The 22,559-nt window shown below is 61.2% G+C and carries 14 protein-coding genes; 6 read left to right on the top strand and 8 right to left on the bottom strand.

The features are described from left to right. Positions 1 to 114: 114 nt before the first annotated feature. From leuA to ACZYR5_RS02990, 4 genes are all read right to left on the bottom strand, one after another. Complete coding sequence (leuA, locus tag ACZYR5_RS03005; protein WP_489087963.1) at positions 115 to 1,794, bottom strand: 2-isopropylmalate synthase; 1,680 nt, start codon at positions 1,792 to 1,794, stop codon at positions 115 to 117. A gap of 334 nt (positions 1,795 to 2,128) precedes the next feature. Next, positions 2,129 to 2,950, bottom strand: a complete 822-nt coding sequence (locus ACZYR5_RS03000) for a peptidoglycan DD-metalloendopeptidase family protein (protein WP_489087964.1) — start codon at positions 2,948 to 2,950, stop codon at positions 2,129 to 2,131. A 3-nt stretch (positions 2,951 to 2,953) separates the two neighbouring features. After that, positions 2,954 to 4,333, bottom strand: coding sequence for an exodeoxyribonuclease VII large subunit (xseA, locus tag ACZYR5_RS02995; RefSeq protein WP_489087965.1), 1,380 nt, complete (start codon positions 4,331 to 4,333; stop codon positions 2,954 to 2,956). Positions 4,334 to 4,386: 53 nt separating this feature from the next. Continuing rightward, a complete protein-coding gene (locus ACZYR5_RS02990) occupies positions 4,387 to 5,280 on the bottom strand; it encodes a LysR family transcriptional regulator (RefSeq protein WP_489087966.1) in 894 nt (297 codons plus the stop codon). A gap of 100 nt (positions 5,281 to 5,380) precedes the next feature. On the opposite strand from ACZYR5_RS02990, the gene ACZYR5_RS02985 reads away from it, so the two are divergent. The 4 genes from ACZYR5_RS02985 to guaA all read left to right on the top strand — a co-directional run bounded on the left by ACZYR5_RS02985 (position 5,381) and on the right by guaA (position 10,229). Next, positions 5,381 to 6,148 carry a sulfite exporter TauE/SafE family protein gene (locus ACZYR5_RS02985; RefSeq protein WP_489087967.1) on the top strand — a complete coding sequence of 256 codons (768 nt, stop codon included), beginning with the start codon at positions 5,381 to 5,383 and terminating at the stop codon, positions 6,146 to 6,148. A 142-nt stretch (positions 6,149 to 6,290) separates the two neighbouring features. Next, entirely contained in the window at positions 6,291 to 6,839 is a 549-nt protein-coding gene (locus ACZYR5_RS02980) for a sugar ABC transporter ATPase (RefSeq protein ID WP_489087968.1), read from the top strand. A 245-nt stretch (positions 6,840 to 7,084) separates the two neighbouring features. Next, positions 7,085 to 8,554: an IMP dehydrogenase gene (gene guaB, locus ACZYR5_RS02975; RefSeq protein ID WP_489087969.1), complete on the top strand. Its 1,470-nt coding sequence runs from the start codon at positions 7,085 to 7,087 to the stop codon at positions 8,552 to 8,554. 97 nt (positions 8,555 to 8,651) lie between these two features. Continuing rightward, positions 8,652 to 10,229 carry a glutamine-hydrolyzing GMP synthase gene (gene guaA / locus ACZYR5_RS02970; protein ID WP_489087970.1) on the top strand — a complete coding sequence of 526 codons (1,578 nt, stop codon included), beginning with the start codon at positions 8,652 to 8,654 and terminating at the stop codon, positions 10,227 to 10,229. Positions 10,230 to 10,333: 104 nt separating this feature from the next. Here guaA and ACZYR5_RS02965 read toward each other — a convergent pair whose 3' ends face one another. Continuing rightward, positions 10,334 to 11,059, bottom strand: a complete 726-nt coding sequence (locus ACZYR5_RS02965) for a cache domain-containing protein (protein ID WP_489087971.1) — start codon at positions 11,057 to 11,059, stop codon at positions 10,334 to 10,336. Then, positions 11,059 to 11,811: a FadR/GntR family transcriptional regulator gene (locus ACZYR5_RS02960; protein WP_489087972.1), complete on the bottom strand. Its 753-nt coding sequence runs from the start codon at positions 11,809 to 11,811 to the stop codon at positions 11,059 to 11,061. The genes ACZYR5_RS02965 and ACZYR5_RS02960 overlap by 1 nt, the downstream gene beginning before the upstream one ends. A 228-nt stretch (positions 11,812 to 12,039) precedes the next feature. Between ACZYR5_RS02960 and ACZYR5_RS02955 the strand changes: the two genes are divergently transcribed. Together ACZYR5_RS02955 and ACZYR5_RS02950 are read left to right on the top strand one after the other, a co-directional pair. After that, positions 12,040 to 13,533 (top strand): aldehyde dehydrogenase, encoded by a 1,494-nt coding sequence (locus tag ACZYR5_RS02955; protein WP_489087973.1) that lies wholly within the window; start codon positions 12,040 to 12,042, stop codon positions 13,531 to 13,533. 52 nt (positions 13,534 to 13,585) lie between these two features. After that, positions 13,586 to 15,064, top strand: coding sequence for an APC family permease (locus tag ACZYR5_RS02950; RefSeq protein WP_489087974.1), 1,479 nt, complete (start codon positions 13,586 to 13,588; stop codon positions 15,062 to 15,064). A 47-nt stretch (positions 15,065 to 15,111) separates the two neighbouring features. On the opposite strand, the gene ACZYR5_RS02945 is transcribed toward ACZYR5_RS02950, so the two are convergent. Both ACZYR5_RS02945 and ACZYR5_RS02940 read right to left on the bottom strand, forming a co-directional pair. Then, the gene (locus tag ACZYR5_RS02945; protein WP_489087975.1) at positions 15,112 to 18,060 is read right to left on the bottom strand and encodes a membrane-targeted effector domain-containing toxin; all 2,949 of its coding nucleotides are present in this window, start codon (positions 18,058 to 18,060) and stop codon (positions 15,112 to 15,114) included. Between the two features lie 209 nt (positions 18,061 to 18,269). Further along, on the bottom strand, positions 18,270 to 22,466 hold the full coding sequence (locus ACZYR5_RS02940) for a membrane-targeted effector domain-containing toxin (RefSeq protein WP_489087976.1): 4,197 nt from the start codon (positions 22,464 to 22,466) through the stop codon (positions 18,270 to 18,272). Positions 22,467 to 22,559: the final 93 nt, after the last annotated feature.

Raw genomic sequence — 22,559 nt, 5'->3', positions numbered from 1 at the left:
CCTACAGGTAATGCGTTTCTCACTGTAGGAGCGAGCCTGCTCGCGATGGGGCCCTTGAAATCAACACAAAAAAAGGCCCCGAAATTCGGGGCCTTTTGCATTACGGCTCTTGTGTTACGCCGCCTTGGCCTGCGGCTGGCTCAGCGAGCGGTTCAGCGCGCTGAACAGGGCCTTGAAGCTGGCGGTGGTGATGTTTTCATCGATGCCCACGCCGTGCACGGCACGTTCACCGTTGACCCGCAACTCGATATACGCCGCCGCCTTGGCATTGGTGCCGGCACCGATTGCGTGTTCGTTGTAGTCCATGATTTCCACCGGGATCGGCAAGCCGGCCACCAGGGCTTCGAGGGCGCCGTTGCCCTTGCCGCGCCAGTGCAGGTTGGTCTCGCCCTGGCCCTTGCTCGACACCTCGACTTCGACCGCGCTGTGGCCGTTCTCTTCCTGCAGGCGATGGCTGACCAGCGCGTACGGGGTGTTGGCCTGCAAGTACTCGCTGTGCAGCAAGGCGTGGATCTGCTGTGCAGTCATTTCCAGGCCCAGGCGATCGGTTTCGCGCTGGACCACCTGGCTGAACTCGATTTGCATGCGGCGCGGCAAGTTGATGCCGTATTCCTGCTCCAGCAGGTAAGCGATACCGCCTTTGCCGGACTGGCTGTTGACGCGAATCACTGCCTCGTAGCTGCGACCGATGTCGGCCGGGTCGATCGGCAAGTACGGCACTTCCCACAAGGCATCCGGTTGCTGCTGGGCGAAGCCCTTGCGGATGGCGTCCTGGTGCGAGCCGGAGAATGCGGTGTGGACCAGGTCGCCGACGTACGGGTGACGCGGGTGGACGGCGATCTGGTTGCATTCTTCGACGACTTTGCGCACGCCATCGATGTCGGAGAAGTCCAGTTCAGGGTCGACGCCCTGGGTGTAGAGGTTCAGGGCCACAGTCACCAGGTCGACGTTGCCGGTACGCTCGCCGTTGCCGAACAGGCAGCCTTCGACGCGATCGGCGCCGGCCATCAGGCCCAGCTCGGTGGCGGCAACGCCGGTGCCACGGTCGTTGTGGGTGTGCAGGCTGATGATCACGCTGTCACGACGGTTGATGTGACGGCCGAACCACTCGATCTGGTCGGCGTAGATGTTCGGCGTCGCGCACTCGACGGTCGCTGGCAGGTTGAGGATCATCTTGTGTTCCGGAGTCGGGTTCCAGACCTCGATCACCGCATCACAGACTTCCTTGGCGAACTCCAGCTCAGTGGCGCTGAAGGTCTCTGGCGAGTACTCGAAGGTCCACTCGGTCTCTGGCTGCTGGGCTGCGTATTTGACGAACAGCTTGGCGGCGCTGACTGCGATTTCCTTGATGCCGTCCTTGTCCTGGTTGAAGACGATGCGGCGGAACGACGGCGAGGTGGCGTTGTACAGGTGGACGATGGCCTTTTTCGCCCCGCGCAGGGATTCGAAGGTGCGTGCGATCAGGTCTTCACGGCCCTGGGTCAACACCTGGATGGTGGTGTCGTCCGGGATGTGGCCGTCTTCGATCAGGGTACGCACGAAGTCGAAGTCGGTTTGCGAAGCGGCCGGGAACGACGCCTCGATTTCCTTGACGCCCACCGACACCAGGGTTTTCCAGAAGCGCAGCTTCTTCACCGCGTCCATCGGTTCGATCAACGACTGGTTGCCGTCGCGCAAGTCGGAGCTGCACCAGATCGGCGCGACATCGATGGTCTTCGATGGCCAGGTGCGGTCTGGAATGTCGATGGTCGGGAAGGCGCGGTATTTCGAAGACGGGTCTTTGAGCATGCTCATCTGGGTAATCCTTGTTCTGTGATCGGCCGAAAAGAGGCGGCCTGCCGGTGGATCAATTCTTGTGGGGTAAAGCCGGGGGCGAGGCGCTGCGATTCAGCTCGGCAGTCGTGCGCTGACGAGGCACAGGCTGCGGTGCTGGCGAAGCTGAATGAGGGTGTGAGAGGTTTTCATGCCCTCAACCCTAACCGCGCCGGGAAAGGATGGCAAGCAGTCGGAAAACTTTGAGAGGAATACCCGAAATGTCGCTAATCGCGAGATTTTATAATCGGTAATCTAGAAATTGTTATTGGTTATTGCGCAGACTTTTAGTCATGCGCAATCCATAAGGTAGGGGTTACGGCTGGAACGCACCAATGAAGATCGCCGGGTCAACCCGGGCGTCATTCAGGCTGACGTTCCAGTGCATGTGCGGTCCGGTGGCGCGCCCGGTGGCGCCCACTTTACCGACGACCGCGCCCCGGACCAGCGATTGGCCGACTTTCACGTCGATCTTCGACATGTGGCAGAACATGCTGATAAAGCCCTGGCCATGATCGACAAACACCGTGTTGCCGTTGAAAAAGTAGTTGCCGATCAGGATCACCCTACCGGCGGCCGGGGTCTTGATTGGCGTTCCCGCCGGCACCGCGAAATCCAGGCCTGAGTGAGGATTGCGCTCTTCGCCGTTAAAGAAGCGACGTACCCCGAACTTGCTCGACAACGGGCCGTTGACCGGCTTGTCCAGCAGCAGGTTGCTCGGGGTATTCGGACTGAAAGTGCGGTAGGCCTTGATCTGTTCCGCCAGTTCGGCCTCGATGCGCTTGAGGTTGGCCGGGTTCGGATTGACCTGCTGGGTGTTTTTCAGGGTGATGCGCTGTTCCGGGTACTTCTTGCTGCCCACGGTGAAGCTGAGGTTACGCCCGGCGCTGTTGATTTGCTGCGGGCCGGGTTTGACGGTCAGGGGCACGCCGACAATCGCCAGCCAGTTGTCCTGTTCTTTCACCACCAGCACTGGCTTGCCTTGGTAGCTGGCCTTGGGCGCCTGGGCCGAGACGCCGAGGCTGACCACGGCAACGCCACCGGGCACCGGTTTGTTCAGCAGGCGGGTGATGTAGCTGTCGGCGTGGGCGTTGAAGGTCAGGCAAAGCAACAGCAGGGGGGCGAGAGAACGCAGCATTGATCAATCCAGTAGAGAAAGGGTGACAGGCGTCAGGTGGTTGTCTTCGACCCGCACCTGCAGCTCGCCTTCGCCCAGCTGGGCTTTCAGGCGTTGGCCATTGTGGGTCTGCGCAGCGCTGCGGATCGCGTTGCCGCGTTCATCCAGCAGGATGCTGTAGCCACGGGCCAGGGTCGCCAGCGGGCTGACCACTTGCAGGGTCTGCACCTGGCTTTGCAGTTGCAGGCGGCGGGCTTTGAGCCCTTCGCGCATGGCCCGTGGCAGGCGTTCGCCGAGGCTGTCGAGGCGTTGGCGCAGCAGGGCCAGCTGGCGCCCGGGATGCTGGCCGGCGAGGCGGGTTTCCAGGCGCAGCAACAGTTCGCGTCGGCTGTTGAGCTGCCGTTCGAAGGCCCGGCGCATGCGCATGTCCAGGTCATCCAGACGCTGAGCCTGCTGGCGCAGACGCTCACCTGGATGACGCAGGCGGCGGGAGATGCCCTCCAGGCGCAGGCGATCACGCAGCAGGCGGTCGCGCATGCGCATCAGCAGCCGGCGATGCAGGCTTTCGACGCGGCGCACCAGGTCGCTGGAGTCCGGCGCCAGCAGTTCGGCAGCGGCCGATGGGGTAGGGGCGCGCACGTCGGCGACGAAATCGCTGATCGACACGTCGGTCTCATGCCCGACCGCGCTGACAATCGGCGTGACACAGGCGTCCACCGCGCGGGCCACCGCCTCTTCGTTGAAGCACCAGAGGTCTTCCAGCGAACCGCCGCCCCGGGCCAGGATCAAGGCGTCGAAACCCCGTGAATCGGCCAGCTTGAGGGCGCGGACGATCTGTGCGGTGGCTTCGCGACCCTGCACGGCAGTGGGGATCAGGGTCAGTTGCACCTGCGGCGCACGACGACGGAACACGCTGATGATGTCGCGGATCACCGCGCCGGTCGGCGAGCTGATGATGCCGATACGCTGCGGGTGGGCCGGCAGCGGCACTTTCCGGTCGGCGCTGAACAGGCCTTCAGCGCTGAGCTTTTCCTTCAGCGCATCGAACGCCAGGCGCAGCGCACCGTCACCGGCAGGTTCCACGGTGTCGAGGATCAGCTGATAGTCGCCGCGGCCTTCGAACAGTGAGACCTTGCCACGCACCTTGACCGCCAGGCCATCTTTCAAGGCCTGGCGCACCCGTGCGGCGTTCTGCCGGAACAGCGCGCAACGTACCTGGGCGCCGCTGTCCTTGAGGGTGAAGTACACGTGGCCGGACGCCGGACGGGCGAGGTTGGAGATTTCGCCTTCGACCCAGATGTTACTGAACACGTCTTCAAGCAACACCCGCGCACGGCCATTGAGCTGGCTGACGGTCAGGACTTCCCGGTCGAGGCCGAGTCTTGCAAAGGGATCTTTAATCATGGGGCGCAGTTTAAAGGCATTCGCTGGGGAATCTCCATGACCTTGGCCGGGGCTCAGTGATCATTGGCGTGGGTCAGGGTGTGGATCAACCGCTGGATCAGCGGCGGCGGGTTCTGGCGGTAGGCGAGGGCGACGGTGCTTTGGCAATTCTCGTCGGCCAGGGGTAAAAAGCGCACGCCAGGCGGAGCGATGTCCTGCATGGACTGTGGGAGCAGGGCGATGCCGAACCCGGCCTGGATCAACTGTAGCTGAGTGGTCTTGCGCGACACCACCCGGGCCGCTGTCGGAAAAAATCCCTGGCCCATGCACAACTCGGCGCATAAATAGCTCAGGCCGCCGCGTTGGGGATGGGGAATGGAGATGAACGCCTCGTCCTTTAATTGCGCCAACTCCACCGGGCTGGATGCGGCGAGTCGATGATCCGTGGGCACTGCCAGCAACAAGCGCTCGCTGAACAGCGGCACGATCTGGATCCCTTCGCGCTGGCGCAATACCGGCAGGCGCAGCAGACCAAGGTCGAGACGGCCCTCACTCAGTTCCTCAAGCTGCGCTTCGGAGGACAGTTTGCCGATGTCCAGCGACACGCCGGGCTGGCGCTCGATAAAGGCGCTGACATCCGCCAGTACCCGCCCGCTCAGCGGCACGGTGCTGGAGTGGCTCAGGCGCAGGGTGCCCAGTTGGCCGTTGCCGACCTGTGTCGCGATGTCGCTGGCCTTGGCCAATTCATTGAGCAGGCTGCGGGCACGCGGCAGGAAGGCTTCGCCGGCGGCGGTCAGGCGCGGTTGGCGGGCGGTGCGCTCGAACAGCGGGGTTTGCAGGCGGTTTTCCATGTCCTTGATCTGTCGGCTCAAGGCGGATTGGGCGACGAACAGGCGTTCGGCGGCGGCGCTGAAACTGCCGCATTCGGCGATTTCGACGAAATAGCGCAATTGACGTGTGGAGAGCACGAGTCATGCCTTTTAGAGATAGGTTGGCGACGCAGACGATATTAGTCGCAATGCTCGGTGCTGGCTAAAGTCATCAACATTACTCAAGGAAAGCCTGTCGATGAATGTGCTCGAGTTGTTGCAGCAATGGCCGCTGGGAGCCACGGAGTGGCTGTTGGTCGGGCTGGGGATCAGCCTGGCTTATATCGTGTTTGGCATCGCCGGCTTCGGCACGGCGCTGGTTGCCGGGCCGATTCTGATCCTGTTCATGCCCTTGTCGAAAATCGTGCCGCTGCTGGTGTTGCTGGATTTTGTCGCGGCGTTCGGCAATCTGCTGCCCTCGCGCAGGGACGTGGCCAAGGCGGAACTGTTGCGCTTGCTGCCGTGTATGGCAGTTGGCTGCACCCTGGGGGTGATCTTCCTGCTGAATCTGAAATCGGATCTGTTGCTGCTATTAATGGGGCTGTTTATCAGTGCCTATGCGGTCTACAGCCTGTGGGTGAAGGTGCGCCCAGCGCAGTTGTCCGCCGGCTGGGCCATTCCCATGGGCACCGTCGGCGGCCTGTTCGGCGCGCTGTTTGGCAGCGGCGGCTTTTTATACGCGATTTATCTCAACAGTCGCCTGCCCAAGGAGGCGGCCCGCGCCACCCAGAGCGCGCTGATCAGTTGCAGCACCCTGGTGCGTTTGAGCCTGTTCCTGATCGCCGGGGTCTATGCCGAGCTACCCTTGTTGATGCTGGCGGTATGCTTGTTGCCGGCCATGGGCCTGGGGCTGTGGATCGGCCGGCGCCTGGCCATGAGGTTGTCGCGCGAGGCGTTTGTGCGTTTGGTGACCTGGTTGGTGCTGGCCAGTGGGTTGGCGTTGATTGGTCGCTATTTGAGTACTTGACCGGATTTCGTCAGGGATTAAGCTGCCGGCCTTCAGGGCCTCATCGCGAGCAGGCTCGCTCCTACAGGGTTATGTTGGAGCCGGCTTGTCGAATCGTCACGCCGTCGCGATGAAGCCAGCCGCCATACAGCAGGACCCCAGCATGAACTCACAAAGTATCCTCGTCCCGAAAATCTCCACCCTGCCGGTGCACGAGCCCAGGGCGCGGGCGATTGTGCGTTGGCTGGTGCGCAAGAACATCATTGAAGAGCAGTTGAGCACCTGCGGCCGCACCGGCAACCGCATGGCCCACGCCATTGCTCCCGGCGCCCGCGAGGTGGTGCTGCACCCGCAGGCGCTGCCGTTTGGCGAGCCGATCAATGGCCTGGAAATCATCACCAAGCGCTGCATCTATACCCCGGCCAAGGGCTTTCTCGAGGAAGCCGGCTGTGCAGAGTGTCGCCAGGAAGTCGGTGAGGCGCTGTTCGAGAGCCTGGAAGACTGGATGCCGGGGCGCACCGATAACTTCACCTGCCCCGAGTGCGGGCATGAAGATGACATCAACGGCTTCCTGTTCCTGCAGGAGTGCGGGTTTTCCAATCTGGGCTTCATTTTCAACAACTGGGCCGAGGCGGGGTTCAAGCAGAGCTTTATCGATGAGTTCGCCGACTGGCTGGATTTGCCGGTGAGTTGGGTGAAAGTCGAGTTGTAAATTGCAGGAAACCTGTAGGAGCTGGCTTGCCAGCGAAGGACTCGGCGCCAACGAGCTCATCCAGGGTTTCCACAGCGAAAACGCAGCGCCCGGGCGATCTTCGCTGGCAAGCCAGTTCCTGCAGGTTTGGGGCGTGCAGCCCCCGTCGATCACCGCATCAATAATAGACAGACTTTTACATTGAGCCGGCGGGGGTGTCTGAGTATAATGGCGCGCTTCCATTTTCCCGCTCGGGAGCCCCCGCGATGCTGCGTATCAGCCAAGAAGCTCTGACCTTCGACGACATTCTTTTAGTGCCCGGTTATTCCGAGGTGCTTCCTAACGAAGTCAGTCTCAAAACCCGTCTTACCCGTGGCATCGAGCTGAATATTCCACTGGTTTCTGCCGCCATGGACACCGTTACCGAAGCCCGTCTGGCTATTGCCATGGCTCAGGAAGGTGGCATCGGCATCATCCACAAGAACATGACCATCGAGCAGCAAGCTGCCGAAGTGCGCAAGGTCAAGCGTTACGAAGCCGGTGTGGTCAAGGACCCGATCACCATCGTGGCTGACGCTACCGTGCGTGAACTGTTCGAACTGACCCGCATGCACAACATCTCCGGTGTGCCGGTGCTGCACAACGGCGACCTGGTCGGCATCGTCACCTCCCGTGACGTGCGTTTCGAAAACCGTATGGAAGCCACTGTCCGTGAAGTGATGACGCCTAAAGAGCGCCTGGTCACGGTCAAGGAAGGCGCCGACAAGAACGACGTGCGTGAGCTGCTGCACAAGCACCGCATCGAGCGCGTGCTGATCGTCGACGACAAATTCGCCCTCAAGGGCATGATGACCGTCAACGACATCGAAAAAGCCAAGGCCTACCCGCTGGCCAGCAAGGACGACCAGGGTCGTCTGCGCGTTGGCGCTGCCGTCGGTACCGGTAAAGACACCGGCGACCGCGTTGCTGCGCTGGTTGCTGCCGGCGTTGACGTGGTGGTGGTCGACACCGCTCACGGTCACTCCAAAGGCGTGATCGACCGCGTGCGTTGGGTCAAAGAGAACTTCCCGGAAGTGCAAGTGATCGGCGGCAACATTGCCACCGGCGCCGCTGCCAAGGCCCTGGCCGAAGCGGGCGCGGATGCGGTCAAGGTCGGTATCGGCCCTGGCTCGATCTGCACCACGCGTATCGTTGCCGGTGTCGGCGTGCCGCAAATCAGCGCCATCGCCAACGTGGCCGCTGCCCTCGAAGGCACTGGCGTGCCGTTGATCGCCGACGGCGGTATCCGTTTCTCCGGTGACCTGTCCAAGGCCATCGTGGCCGGTGCTTCCTGCGTGATGATGGGCTCGATGTTCGCCGGTACCGAAGAAGCGCCGGGCGAGATCGAACTGTTCCAGGGTCGTTCGTACAAGGCTTACCGTGGCATGGGTTCGCTGGGCGCCATGTCCCAGGCCCAGGGTTCCTCCGACCGTTACTTCCAGGATTCCTCGGCAGGCGCCGAGAAGCTGGTCCCGGAAGGCATCGAAGGGCGTGTTCCGTACAAGGGCACCCTGAGCGCCATCATCCATCAACTGATGGGCGGCCTGCGTTCCTCCATGGGCTACACCGGTAGCGCCAACATCGAGGAAATGCGCACTCAGCCAGAGTTCGTGCGCATTACCGGCGCCGGCATGGCCGAGTCGCATGTCCACGACGTGCAGATCACCAAAGAAGCGCCAAACTACCGGGTAGGTTGAGCCTTCAGTAAAAAGTTAACGACCGGGGCTGTTTGATTCAGCCCCGAGTTGTTTCTGAATCACGACTGTTTCTGAATTATCTAGACGAGACTGAATCATGGCCCTCGACATTCACGCTCACCGAATCCTGATCCTCGACTTCGGTTCCCAGTACACCCAGCTGATCGCCCGCCGCGTGCGTGAGATCGGCGTGTACTGCGAACTGCATCCGTTCGACATGGACGATGCAGCGATTCGCGAGTTCGCTCCCAAAGGCGTCATCCTCGCCGGCGGCCCCGAGTCCGTGCACGTCGCCGACAGCCCGCGCTGCCCGCAGGTAGTGTTTGACCTGGGCGTACCGGTCTTCGGTATCTGCTACGGCATGCAGACCATGGCCGAGCAACTGGGCGGCAAGGTCGAAGGTTCCGAGCTGCGTGAGTTCGGTTACGCCCGCGTCGACGTAGTCGGCAAGAGCCGCCTGCTCGATGGCATCGAAGATCACATCGACGCCGACGGCCTGTTCGGCCTCGACGTGTGGATGAGCCACGGTGACAAGGTCACCAAAATGCCGGAAGACTTCCACATCCTGGCCAGCACCCCGAGCTGCCCGATTGCCGGCATGTTCAACGACGAACGCGCCTATTACGGCGTGCAGTTCCACCCGGAAGTGACCCACACCAAGCAAGGCGGGCGCATCCTGTCGCGCTTCATCCTCGACATCTGCGGCTGCGAAGCCCTGTGGACGCCGTCGAAGATCGCCGAAGATGCGATCGCCAACATCCGCGCCCAGGTCGGCACCGACAACGTCCTGCTGGGACTGTCCGGTGGCGTTGACTCCTCGGTAGTCGCCGCGCTGCTGCACAAGGCGATTGGCGATCAACTGACCTGCGTCTTCGTCGATAACGGCCTGCTGCGCCTGCACGAAGGTGAGCAAGTGATGGCCATGTTCGCCGAGAACATGGGCGTCAAGGTCATCCGCGCCAACGCCGAAGAGCAGTTCCTCGGCAACCTGGCCGGCGAAGCCGACCCGGAGAAGAAACGCAAGATCATCGGCCGTACCTTCATCGACGTGTTCGATGCCGAATCCTGCAAGCTGGACAACATCAAGTACCTGGCCCAGGGCACCATCTACCCGGACGTGATCGAGTCGGCTGGCGCGAAAAGCGGCAAGGCTCACGTGATCAAGTCGCACCACAACGTGGGCGGCCTGCCGGAAGAAATGAACCTGAAACTGGTCGAGCCACTGCGCGAACTGTTCAAGGACGAAGTCCGTCGTCTGGGCCTGGAACTGGGCCTGCCGTACGACATGGTCTACCGTCACCCGTTCCCGGGCCCGGGCCTGGGCGTGCGGATCCTCGGTGAAGTGAAGAAGGAATACGCCGACCTGCTGCGTCGCGCCGACCACATCTTCATCGAAGAACTGCGCAAGGCCGATTGGTACCACAAGGTCAGCCAGGCCTTCGTGGTGTTCCAGCCAGTGAAATCGGTCGGTGTCGTAGGTGACGGCCGTCGTTACGCCTGGGTCGTGGCCCTGCGTGCCGTGGAAACCATCGACTTCATGACCGCGCGTTGGGCACACCTGCCTTACGAACTGCTGGAAACCGTCAGCGGCCGCATCATCAACGAAATCGAAGGCATCTCCCGCGTCACTTACGACGTGTCGAGCAAGCCGCCGGCGACGATTGAGTGGGAATAATCGCCAGACCGGCCTAAGCCAGTCCCGATAACCCAGGAAATACCCGGAAAGCCCGCATCTATTGCGGGCTTTCTGGTTTTTGGGTGTTGGCGCTTTACCTGGATCTAGCGTGCCGCTGGCAATTGCACCAGCGACCAATTGATCGATAACGGCTGAAGTTGGTGCACCCTGGCCGCCGCCGGGTGGCTGGCTCGGTTGCCGACGAACCAGTTGGCCGAGTTGGCGGCGACGATGCGGCCTTCGCCGTTGATGATGAAGGCTTCGTTCTTCATGCGCAGCAGGCAGCGGGTGAGCAGTTGGTCGAACTCGTGCAGGGCAATGTCCGCTGCGGCGACGCCGACAAAATGGCCGCCGGCGAAGATCGGCACGGAAAAGGCCAGGATGTAGAGTTCGGTGCCATAGAGGTCGACGAACGGTCCTTCGATCGATGGCTGGCCCGTCAGTTTGGGGCGGGTGAACCAGGGCATGCCCTGGTAGTTGTAGAAGTTTTCGCTCTGGCGATTGAAGTTGAGCATCATCGGCGCGATCTTGCCGCTGGCTGGGCGGTAGAACCATTCGAGGAACAGTTCCTGATCGGCCAGTTCGCCCGGTTCCAGCACCACGCCGGTGCCATGCACATAGGTGTCATTGCTCGACAGCCGCTCTTCGATGGTCGTCTGCAGGAAGGCCAGGTCTTTTGAGGTCGGCTTTCGATGCTCGATGGCCAGCGCGTCCCAGACGGTCACTACCTGTTCGGCCAATGCATTGAGCTGTTCGAATACCGTGCTGAATACCCCTTCCAGGCGCTCGCTGCACTGTAAAAGCTCGTCGTTGTGGGGGTGGCTGATCATCACAATCCGCTCTCCTGTGATTCCAGCAAGGCAAAGCGCAAATCCATCAGGCGCTTGATGCCTTCCTTGATATGGGCCTCGGTCAACGCGCTGGCCAGATTGGCTTCGCCGGCCGTTACGGCCTGGAGGATTGCCCGGTGCTCGGCCACCGCGGTGTTTTTCTGGGTTTCGTTCATGGCAATCCACAGCAGTTCGCCGATTTCCGCCTGCAGGCGCATTTCGGCATGGGTAAGACGCACGGACTGCGCGGCGACGGCCACTTCGATGTGGAAGCGTGCATCGGCGCGGCGCAGCTCGCTGCGCGTGGTAGCTTCCTGCAGGGCGCTGACGAAATGCTCCAGGCGCTGGTGCTGGACGCTGGAGGAGCGGCTGGCCGCCAGGCCGGCGGCGGTTGCTGAAATCGCCACCTGTTCGTCGCACAGATCGCGCAGCTCCAGCGAGCTCATTGCGCTCAACCTGAGCTTGAGGGTGTCATCGGACACTTCCACCGGGGCGCAGACAAAACTGCCGCCATTTCGTCCGCGTCGGGTTGCGACCACGCCGCGTTGACGCAGGATCGCCAAGGCATCACGCAGGGTCACGGTGGCCACCCCAAACCGCGTCGCCAGCTCGCTTTCGCTGGGCAATTGCTCGCCCACGCCAATCAATCCCAGGCCAATGACCTCGATCAGCCGCCGTGCCACTTCCTCGGGCTTGCCTTCCTGGCTGACCTGCAGCAGGGACAGGCGGTTCACTGTGTTCAGTTGAGTCATCCTGGTCGCCAAAAAATATGAAAGCAGGTTTCTTTTATCTTCATGGGCCTTGTCGCGCAACCTAAAGGCCGAACCTGGCGATAAATATGCTCGACTTATGTCGTTTTTAGATCAAAACGACAAGAGGTTTGGCAGGGAATTATTCATAAGATATGGTTTTAGATGTTTAAGCGGCTCCGGTTCTGGACTCCCTCCCGAGAGCGCACCCACATAGAGGAATGACCCGGCATGACGACTCCAACGCTAAGCATTTGGGAAGCACGCGCACAGACCCTGAAGATCGAAGGGCGTGCGTTCATTGGGGGGGACTATACCCACGCCATTGAAGGCGAAACATTCAATTGCCTCAGTCCGATCGATGGTCGCTTGCTGGCCAGGGTTGCCAGTTGCTCGGCCGCCGATGCCGATCACGCCGTGGAAGTTGCCCGCGCCACCTTTGATTCCGGCGTCTGGTCGCGCATGGCGCCGGCGGACAGAAAGCAGGTGATGATTCGATTCGGCGATCTGCTGCAAGCCAATGCCGACGAACTGGCGCTGCTGGAAACCCTGGACATGGGCAAGCCGATCAGCGATTCCCTGGCTGTCGATGTGCCGGGTGCCGCCCAGGCGCTGAGTTGGAGCGGTGAGGCCATTGACAAGATCTACGACGAAGTCGCCGCAACGGCCCATGACCAACTCGGCCTGGTGACCCGCGAGCCGGTGGGCGTGGTGGCGGCCATCGTGCCGTGGAACTTCCCGCTGATGATGGCCTGTTGGAAGCTCGGTCCGGCGTTGTCCACCGGTAACTCGGTGATTCTCAAACCGTCCGAGAAATCCCCGTTGACCGCCATCCGCATCGCCCAACTGGCGATCGAGGCCGGCATCCCGGCCGGGGTGCTCAACGTGCTGCCTGGCTACGGCCACACCGTCGGCAAGGCCCTGGCCCTGCACATGGACGTCGATACCCTGGTATTCACCGGTTCGACCAAAATCGCCAAACAACTGTTGATCTATTCCGGTGAGTCGAACATGAAGCGCGTCTGGCTGGAGGCGGGAGGCAAGAGCCCGAACATCGTGTTCGCCGATGCCCCCGACCTGCAGGCTGCGGCCGAATCGGCAGCCGGCGCCATCGCGTTCAACCAGGGCGAGGTCTGCACCGCCGGTTCGCGCCTGCTGGTCGAGCGCTCGATCAAGGACCGGTTCCTGCCGCTGGTGGTCGAAGCCCTGAAGGGCTGGAAACCGGGCAACCCGCTGGACCCGGACACCAACGTTGGCGCGCTGGTCGATACCCAGCAGCTGAACACCGTGCTGTCCTACATCGAATCCGCCCACCGGGACGGTGCCAAGTTGCTGATCGGCGGCAAGCGCACCCTGGAGGAAACCGGTGGCACCTACGTCGAGCCGACCATTTTCGATGGCGTCGACAACGCCATGAAAATCGCCCAGGAAGAAATCTTCGGGCCGGTGCTGTCGGTGATCAGCTTCGACAGTGTCGAAGAGGCCATCGAGATCGCCAACGACACGCCCTATGGCTTGGCAGCGGCGTTGTGGACCGCCGACATCTCCAGGGCCCACCGCACGGCCCGGGCGTTGCGTGCCGGCAGCGTGTGGATCAACCAGTATGACGGTGGCGACATGACTGCGCCGTTCGGTGGTTTCAAGCAATCGGGCAACGGTCGCGACAAGTCGCTGCATGCGTTCGACAAGTACACCGAACTCAAGGCGACCTGGATCAAGTTGTAAGTCAGAACAACAACAATAACTGCCGACGGGACAGTGTCCCCAGGATAACCACATGAACAGTTCCGAATTCACTGCGCCGGACAGCGATGCCGCGCAGCTCAAGGCGCTTGGCTATACCTCGAACTTTGAAAGAAGCATGAGCCTCTGGGAAAACTTTGCGCTGGGCTTTACCTACCTGTCGCCGGTGGTGGGCGTGTATACGCTGTTCGGCCTGTGCCTGGCAGCGGGCGGGCCGCCGATGTTCTGGTCGTATCTGCTGGTGGGCCTGGGGCAGATGCTGGTCTGCCTGATCTTCTGCGAAGTGGTGTCGCAGTTTCCGATTTCCGGTGGCGTCTATCCGTGGGCGCGCCGGCTGGTGGGCAAGCGCTGGGCGTGGATGGTGGGCTGGATCTACTCGGTCTCGTTGTGTGTGACCATCGCTGCGGTGGCGCTGGGCGCCGGGCCTTACATTGCAGCGATGCTCGGCTTCGAGCCGAGTCCGGTGACCAATACCTTTGTCGCGCTGGCGCTGGCAGTGATGGCTACCCTGCTGAACCTCAGCGGCACCAAGTTGCTGGCAAAAGTCGCCATGTTCGGCTTCATCTGCGAGCTGCTCGGCGCCATCGTGATTGGTGGCTACCTGCTGATCTTCGAGCGTCACCAGCCGTTCTCGGTGCTGTTCAACACCTTCGACATCCGCATCGATGGCAGTTATTGGCCAGCGTTCCTCACTGCTTCGCTGGCGGGCATGTTCCTCTATTACGGCTTCGAGGCGTGCGGTGATGTGGCCGAAGAGACGCCGAACCCGAGCAAGCGCATCCCCAAGGCGATGCGCATGACCATCTACATCGGTGGCGGCGCGGCGATTTTTGCCGCACTGGCATTGATTCTGGCGGTGCCGGATATTGCCAAGGTGATTTCCGGCGACGACAAGGACCCGATGTACACCATCATGGTCAACGCGTTCGGGCCGACCGGCTGGCAGCTGGTGACCGCGGTGATCACTGTGTCCTTCGTCTCCTGCGTGCTCAGCCTGCAGGCGGCGGCCAGCCGTTTGCTGTACTCCTTCGCCCGCGACGAAATGGTCATGGGCAGCCGCCTGCTCAAGCGCCTTTCGCCCAATACCCGGGTGCCGACTGCGGCCCTGATCACCTGCGGAGTGATTCCGGCGGCCATTGTCTGTGCGGGTTTCTATCTGGAAAATGCCATCGCGATCATCGTCAGCTTCGCCGCCATTGGCATTTACCTGTCGTTCCAGATGATTGTCGGCGGCGCGCTGTTCGCCCGGCTTCGCGGTTGGAAACCGGCGGGGCAGTTCACCCTGGGTGGCTGGGGCTGGATCGTGAATATCCTGGCATTGGTCTACGGCTTGCTGGCGATCGCCAACATGTCCTGGCCGCGCACGCCGGATGCGCCCTGGTACAGCAACTATGGGATCTTGCTCACTGCCGGCGTGGTCATTGCGATTGGCCTGGTCTATATGGCGCTGTTCAAGCCTTACGACAAAGGTACGGCACCCTTTGCCGATGCCTGGAAGTTGGGTAAATCCTAGGGGCGGCGTGTAAGCCCCGGGTCTGTCGACCCGGGGCTTTTTGTTTTTCAGGGTACTCGGGTCATTTTAAGGCCTTGCTTTATCAATGCCTCGCGCAGTTCGGCCAGATTGTTAAAGCGCTTGTGGTAAGTGCCGGGCCAATTGGGCCGGTCGATATAAATACCCGGGCCATCGTCATGGATCACTGTGCGCACCAGGGAGCCATCGCGGCTGCGATGAATCAGTTGCAGTTTGCTGCCAGCTTTCTCAAGGGTGATCATCCCGGGCTTGTTGAGTGCCGCGGCGATTGCCTGCTCCCGCGCTAACTCGGGGGAGGCGAGCTGCAGGAACAAGTCGTTCTTCACCGTTTCCACGGTGTTTGAAAGTCCGTCGGTCCCGGAGACTCCCGGGTCGGGTTCAATGGTGGTGGGTTGCCCGACCGGCGCACTTTCCACCCGCACGCCTATGCCTCCTTCCAGCTCACTGAGCCCGCTGATGTCGTGCCAGGTATTGGCGTGTGAGTTGCCCACCAGTGCCACCCAGCGATGAGCCCCCCGGGCGACCTGATCGGCATCGATGATGGTCTTGGCGTAATAATTCATCATTTCCTGCCGGCTATAGGTCGAGACGCCGATTAAGCCGTTGACCCGGTAGCTGCCGGCGCAGTCGATCGATTGCACGCGAATGTGGTTATCCCGCGCCGCCTTGACCAGGTTCAGGAAGGTGAAGCGCCCGGTCGGGTCGGTGTGCCAGCCCTGATCGAGATTATTCAAGTAATTCTCCAGGTCCTTGGACAAGGGTTTGCCCTGGTTGAACAGATCCAGGTCCGTCTGGTGGAAGTCATTGAGCAAGTGTTCCATGTACAGGGTTTTGACCTTCTGCTTGCTCAGGACTTCCATGTTCTCGATCAGGAACTGTTTGCTGCCGACACTGGAGTGCGCTTCACCGATCACCAGGCCGGGTGCTTCCTCGAGCAGCCGCCGGATGATGCTGTCGCTGCTGTTCGCCGCGCCGAAGCTTGGAATCGTGGGTCTAGGCCGGAGTGGCGGAAGGTTTTCATGGAACGCATGGGCGTCCGCGTACAAACGTCTCCTGAGCTTCTTGAAATCCTCCAGCACATTTTCCGGGTTGGTGATGTCAATGAAATGCTCTGAGAGTTCTTGCCGCGCACTCGCGTCACTGATAACCGGCTGCAGTTCTGCCCGCGCCGCCTGCGGCATGTCATAAGGGCTGGTCAGGGTCGGTATTTCGGGCAGCGGCGCCGGCGAGCGGCCCCAGGGCAGCTTGCCGAAAATTCTGCCGCCACCGTACAACCCCGGTCGAGTCAGCGGCTCCCACTCTCCGGCAGCATTCAGGCGAACCGGCAGGCTGCGGTGAAACGAGAAGGGGTTGGCGGGGTCGATAACCACCCAGGACTTCAGCTCATTGACGTAGCGCACCTGATAAAAGGTTTCGTCGATCCTGATGTAGTTCCCGCCCGTCTGCGGCTGATAGATGGCGCTGTACTTGCCCTCGGTCGCGACCGGCTCCAGGCCGTCGAGCACCTCGTTGGTCTCGAACGGCTGAAAGGGATTTTCACCTTCCAGCACATAGGCCCGACCGGGGGCCGCCAGGGCGATTTTCGGCACACCGGCCGGCTCCAACGGTGCTTCGCCGGCAAGATTTTCCTGCGGGGTGAAGGCATCGTTGGCTTCCTGGACTTCGGCCAACTCGGCGCTGCCACCCAGGGACGAGGCGTTGAACAGGGTATCAATGGTGGCGAATATCGCGCTGATCACACCACTTTTGCGATCGCTGGCCGTCCTGCCGTTGATGGCCTGGTCGAGATTCAGGCCGATGTTGGCCAGACCGGCACCCACGGCCGCCAGGGCCACCGGCCAGCCGGCCACCGACATGGCACCAAACAGGCGAGTGAAGACGCTGAGGTAGCCGATCCACATTTTTTCCCGCAGATCGCCATTGGAGCGCAGTGACAGCTCGGCGTCGCCGAGCATGCGTTCCTTGACCGAGTCGCGAAGCCACTGGAACGCATCGACCCTGAGGGCGGGGTAGCCGGGATCGAACAGGCTGTGGTCGTACTTGCCCCAGGTCACATACAGCAGGTCGATGGTGTGGTTGAGGCCGACGTTGTCGCCCTTTTGTTGCTGGGCCGACAGCGGGAAGTGCGACATGAAGCGCGCGCGGTTGTCCGCATGGTTGTTCTGGCACAGCAGCCACCAATGCAGGTCATGGGGCTTTTCGAAAACATGGAAAGCGTCCAGCTCGCCCGGGGTATAGAGAATCTGCCGGCCATTTTTATCGATGATGCGCAGGATGTCAGTGGCGACATATTCGCCCAGGCTCAGTGGCGTGACCGTCAGCGCTTCGTCGGGGACTTCGCTGGCCCGGAGCAGGTCAAGGGTCATGGGCCAGCTGACGTGACTGGCCACGGCCATGAGCACGGTCTTGAGGTTCTCGTTGCTCAGGCGCGAGCCTTCATGTTCCTCCAGGGCCTTGGCGATGAAGTTGAGCTTGGCCAGGGTTCGGTAGTTGTCCGAATGACGCCGCCAGAAATCTTCCATCTTGCTCCAGTAACGATCATGGAAGTCGATGCGCCACAGGTCTTTGATCACCCGGCTGGGGTACATCTTCACTTCATTGGTTTCGTTGTAGATCTGCGCGTGGGCGTCCTCGCGATAGAAACCGCCATCGCTGTCCAGCAGGTCGGCGTTGTCCTGGTCGTGGGTCTGAAAGCGCTGCATGACCAGTTGCGGCAAGGTCAGGGATTCGATCGGTTTGGGGTAGTGCTGCCAGAACAGAAAGGCCCGGGTGCTGCTGACCGAGGTGTTATCGAAGCGATGCCACCAGACCAGGTCAGGGTCCAGGTGCTGTATGCCGTACTTGTCGAGAATGCCCTGGGCCTCGGTGTGGGCCATGTCGTGCATGTCGGGGCAGGCTTCGACGAAGGGCACCACCAGTGTCTTGAGCGCTTGCTCGTCAGAGGGCTCGGGGAGGATGTTGTCGTCAGATGAATTCATGGCTCAGTCCTTGAGAAATGGGTCGTGAGCATGACCGCCAGGTACAAGGCCGATGCGATACATAGTTGTACCTGCTGCCGGCTTTGTGGCTGGCTGTTGCGCCATTGATGCCTCGCAAGATGCAGCCTTGCGCTGCATTGCCCGGAGCCCCGGTCGCGAGATCGGGGCTTTTGCATTTCATCGGCGCGCAGCGCGTGCAAACAGGCGGATCACTGCGGCAGTCGGCCGACCATTTTCATCCCCATGTTCTTCAGGCCCCAGTACAAATCGATGACGCGGGCGAAAGGGACTTGATGCAACTCGGGCCAGGCTGGACGGTTGATCATGTAGTCGCCGGTTGCGGTGCGTTCAACCGGTGTATGGATAAGCCGATCTTCCCGGCTGCGGTGGATCAGCGTCCACGTATCCTCGGACTCAACGAGGGTGAACGTGCCGGGCCGTAACAGCAGTCGATCGAGTTCTGCGTCGGTTCTTGCGTACAGTGGCGTAGGCAGTTGCAGACTCATGTCGGCGAAGAGCGTATTGGAACCGTCCAGGGTCGTTCCGCCGTAGGTGGACGAATCGTGCTGCACTTCAATGCCCGGATCGGTTTCGATCAACGCTGGCTGGTCCAGCGGCACTTCCTCGATCCGCAGGCTGATGCCGCCCTGCAGTTCACTGATACCTGGCAAATTGCGCAACGTGTTGACGCTGTCTTGATCGGTCAGCACGACCCACTTGCCGGATCCGTTGAGGGCTTTGTCCGCTTCCATGATGGTGTGGGTCAGGTAAGTCTTGACGGCTTGTTCTTCCAGAACTGTCATTGTCAGGCCTGGAAAGCGGTAGCTCGCCATGCAGTCCGTCGCTTGCACGCGGATCCCATTGGCGCGAGCGGCCTTGACCACGGCCAATGGCGTGAAGCGGCCAGTGGGGTCGCTCTGCAAGTCATCCAGGTAGACCTTGAGATCACTGTCCATCCTTCCGGTGTTGAAGAACTCATCAAGATCCAGTTGGTTGAAATCATTGAGCAGGCGCTGGAAGTACAGGGTCTTGACCTCCTGGGCGGCCAGGGCCGGCATGTTTTCGAGGAGAAACTGCATGCTGGCAATACGGTCCTGACTTTCACCGATCACCAGCCCGGGCGCTTCGCTGAAAACCCGCTCGATCAGCTCCTGAGCGGAGGTCGAGGTCATTACCCGTGTCAGATTGGGACGTGCGGGCAGAGGGCGGGACATGCCTTCCCGGGTAAAAAAGAACTCGCGCGTGTCCTTGAGCAGGCGGGTGCGTTTCGGTGCGACGTATTCGTCGTAGGCAGATATTCTACGAATGGTTCCATCGGGCTGGCGAACGATCCTGACGTGGTATTCATGCCGGCCAAACGCCACTTTTCTCAGGCTCGTCCGGTATTGAGTGTCGTATTGGGTGAGTGGACGGGATGATCCCGACGGCGTTTCGCCTGGTACGGTGGGAAGTGATCGTCCCGGCTGTGGCGCGACTGGCACTGGCGTTTCGGGTGGCGCCGGCTGCGGCAACGTCCGTGCGCGAGTTCGCGAGCGGCCCGGATGGATGTTGCCGCCCCCCTTCAGCCCGCCTCGTGGCGTCAGCTCCCATTCACCTTGATCATTCAGGCGCACAGGCATGGATCCGGAAAACGCATTGGGCTGTTCCGGGTCAATGATGGCCCAGGTGCCGCCGCCGTTGGCATCGGGTTCGTAGCGCACGTAATAGGCGCCGTCGTTGATCATGATGGCGTTGGCGGGGTTCGAATTGAGGCTATAGACGCCGTAAAACTTCCCGGGTGCCCGACCGGGGGTGAGCGCATCGAGCAGTTCGTTTGCGTGCCAGTTTTGCGGGATAACCGGCTGTTCGATGTCAGGCACTGTCGAGGTCAGATCTGTCGCCAGTGTGTCCAGGGCGTCAGCGGCAGACGGCCATCCCATGGGCTGCAGGCCTTTATCGATCAGGGCGTCTTTGAGCTCATCGAGCGTGTCCACCGTCGTGGAATCGTGCGCGGGGCGCATGGGGGTTTCCAGATTGATTCTCCCTCCCGGAGTGAAGCGCAGGACGCTATCCGCCAGGCGGCCCTCGGCGTTGCGATACACCACCAGTACGCTGTTTCGGTAACGCTGGAAGGTGAACATGCCCGGCTCCGGCAGCAGCGTGTGCAGGTCTTGTGGGCTTCTGCTGGCCCATAGCGTAGGAGACTGCATGCGCCAGTCAGCCTGGATCAGCTCGTTCTGGTTACCTGCAGGGCTTGGCTCGTTAGAGGAAGCGTCGGGGAGATCGTCATATTCAACCCGCAATCCGGGGTCGGCGCCGATCGATTGTGTCTGGCCGGGGGCTACATCATCGATGCGCAAGCTGGTCGCGCCGGTCTGCTCGCTGATGCCCCGATACCCTCCGAACGTGGTCATGTTGTCCTGATCGACCAGCGCCACCCATTTGCCAGGCCCGTTTATTTCTTCATTGGCGTTGATGGTCTCGCTGGCAAAAAAACTGCGGGCCATGCGGTAGTCCGGTTGCCAGTCAGCGTTCGTGTCCATGTTGAAAGTCGTCGAACTATCGATGGCCTGCACCCGGATCTGCCAGGCATCGGCCTCTCTCACCAGGCTCTGCAAATTGAACTCGCCATCGGGATCGTTACCGGCCATGAAATCCAGTTTTTGCAGATAGCTTTCCAGCTCCTGCGACATGTCCCCGGTACGTGCGAAAGCGTCCAGATCGAGCTGATTGACGTTGCTCAGCAACCGCTGCAGATACAGGGTCTTCACTCCCCGCTCAGCCAGGTCCGGCATGTGCTCGATCAGCAACTGTTTGCTGCCGATGCTGCCGCGGCTTTCACCGATGACCAGGCCGTTTTTTTCGGCAAAAACGCTGTCCAGCAGATCGACCGTGGTTTCAACCTGGCTTGTCAGAGGCGGCACGCGCGGCAGCGGTGGGTTGAGTGTGTAGTACGCCCTGGCCCGGGCCAGATCGAGCTCGCTCAATTCCTCGATCGGCTCGGGGAACGGTGGTCGAGAACCGGATGGCTGCGGGGCGGGTGAAACGGTTGAAGCGGGTTGGGCCGGTCCTTTCAGATCAGCCATTTCCTGCGCTTCGGCCGCATCGATTGCGGGCCCGACATCCTCCAGTGAACCCGGCCCTTTAAGCACCGCCAGATTGAACAACAGGTCGATACCGGCGAGCACCGCGCCGACGATGCCCGCCTTGCGATCCGCAGCGGTCTTGCCGTTGACCGCCTGATCGATGTTCAGCCCCATGCTGGCGATACTCGCACCGACGGCTGGGAGGGCAACCGGCCAACCGACCATCGCCATCGGTCCGAGTATTTTCACCCCGGCGCCGAGGTAGCCGATCCACAGCTTCTTGCGCAGATCGCCATTGGAGGTCAGGGACAGCGCGGCCTCAGCGAACATTGTGGTCCTGGTCGAGTCCCGTAGCCAACTGAAGGCGTCACCTTCGATGAGCTGGTTGCGCTGGTTGATCAAGTGGTGGTCGTACCGGCCCCAGGTCTTGACCAACTGGTTCATCAGGTCAGTGAGGCCTTCGGCAATTTTCTGTCGATCCGCCAGGGCGAAATGGCGCATGAAGTTCTGGCGCACCTCCTCCTTGTTCATTCGCTGCAAGACCCAGAAGTGCAGGTCCGTGGCGGTTTCCAGCACCTGGAAAGCCGCCGTCTCACTTGGCAGATACAGGATGTGTCGGCCCTTGGGTGCAACGAAGCGAAGCAGGTCAGTGGCGACGTAACCCGCGATATCGAACGCGCGGATACGATCATTGCCAGGCTGTTCTGATTGCAGCAACTGCAGCGTGACGGGCCAGGTGATCGGGCCGATGGCCGCTTCGCAGACAAAGCGGAAGTCCTCATCACTGAGTTGACGTTGATCCCGTGCCCGCACGGCGCTGAGCAGGAAGTTGGATTTGGCGAGGGCGCGAAAGTCGGTCGCGGATTTGTTCCAGAAGGTGCTGAGTCGACCGCTGTAAAGCGCACTGAAATCGATGCTCCAGAAATCCCGCAGAACGTCGTTGCCGTGCAGGCGCACCTCATTGGTTTCGTTGTAGGTGTCGGCGTCCGCACCGACCGAGTAAAAGCCGGCATAGACATCCAGCAGGTCGGCATTGTCCTGATCAGCGACGCGGAAACGGTGCGTCACCAACTCGGTCAGGGTCATCGAGGCGGTGGGCCTGGCGTGGACATGCTCCCAGCCGGTGAAAGCTTTCGAGCTGCTTTGTGACGCGTCGAATCGGTGGAAGTACACCTGGTCTGGATCAAGGCCGGTGACGGCGTATTTTTTCAGCAGGTCGCTCGCCACTTCATGGGCGCAGTCCTGCAGGCTGGGGCAGGTCTGGATGATGTCGGTGGCGATAGCCTTGAGCGCGGCCTTGTCGTCCGCGTTGGGCAGTGCCCGGGGTTCGGTCGTGGTCATGTTTTCGATCCTTGAGAAATGACCGCTGAACATGACTCAGGGGCGTTCGGTGCGTGCACTACATAGTTTCCACCTCGGCAATGCAGGTTTGCG

It is taken from the genome of Pseudomonas sp. F007, from assembly GCF_057814275.1.
Note: the sequence above shows the minus strand (reverse complement) of the source record. Positions and strands in the feature narration are given on the sequence as shown.

Excerpts from the sequence above, each read along its gene's own strand:
- ACZYR5_RS02965 (WP_489087971.1), bottom strand. The coding sequence starts at position 11,059 with ATGATCAGCCACCCCCACAACGACGAGCTTTTACAGTGCAGCGAGCGC.
- ACZYR5_RS03000 (WP_489087964.1), bottom strand. The coding sequence starts at position 2,950 with ATGCTGCGTTCTCTCGCCCCCCTGCTGTTGCTTTGCCTGACCTTCAAC.
- ACZYR5_RS02940 (WP_489087976.1), bottom strand. The coding sequence starts at position 22,466 with ATGACCACGACCGAACCCCGGGCACTGCCCAACGCGGACGACAAGGCC.
- guaA (WP_489087970.1), top strand. The coding sequence starts at position 8,652 with ATGGCCCTCGACATTCACGCTCACCGAATCCTGATCCTCGACTTCGGT.
- xseA (WP_489087965.1), bottom strand. The coding sequence starts at position 4,333 with ATGATTAAAGATCCCTTTGCAAGACTCGGCCTCGACCGGGAAGTCCTG.
- leuA (WP_489087963.1), bottom strand. The coding sequence starts at position 1,794 with ATGAGCATGCTCAAAGACCCGTCTTCGAAATACCGCGCCTTCCCGACC.
- ACZYR5_RS02985 (WP_489087967.1), top strand. The coding sequence starts at position 5,381 with ATGAATGTGCTCGAGTTGTTGCAGCAATGGCCGCTGGGAGCCACGGAG.
- ACZYR5_RS02960 (WP_489087972.1), bottom strand. The coding sequence starts at position 11,811 with ATGACTCAACTGAACACAGTGAACCGCCTGTCCCTGCTGCAGGTCAGC.
- ACZYR5_RS02950 (WP_489087974.1), top strand. The coding sequence starts at position 13,586 with ATGAACAGTTCCGAATTCACTGCGCCGGACAGCGATGCCGCGCAGCTC.
- ACZYR5_RS02980 (WP_489087968.1), top strand. The coding sequence starts at position 6,291 with ATGAACTCACAAAGTATCCTCGTCCCGAAAATCTCCACCCTGCCGGTG.
- ACZYR5_RS02955 (WP_489087973.1), top strand. The coding sequence starts at position 12,040 with ATGACGACTCCAACGCTAAGCATTTGGGAAGCACGCGCACAGACCCTG.
- ACZYR5_RS02945 (WP_489087975.1), bottom strand. The coding sequence starts at position 18,060 with ATGAATTCATCTGACGACAACATCCTCCCCGAGCCCTCTGACGAGCAA.
- guaB (WP_489087969.1), top strand. The coding sequence starts at position 7,085 with ATGCTGCGTATCAGCCAAGAAGCTCTGACCTTCGACGACATTCTTTTA.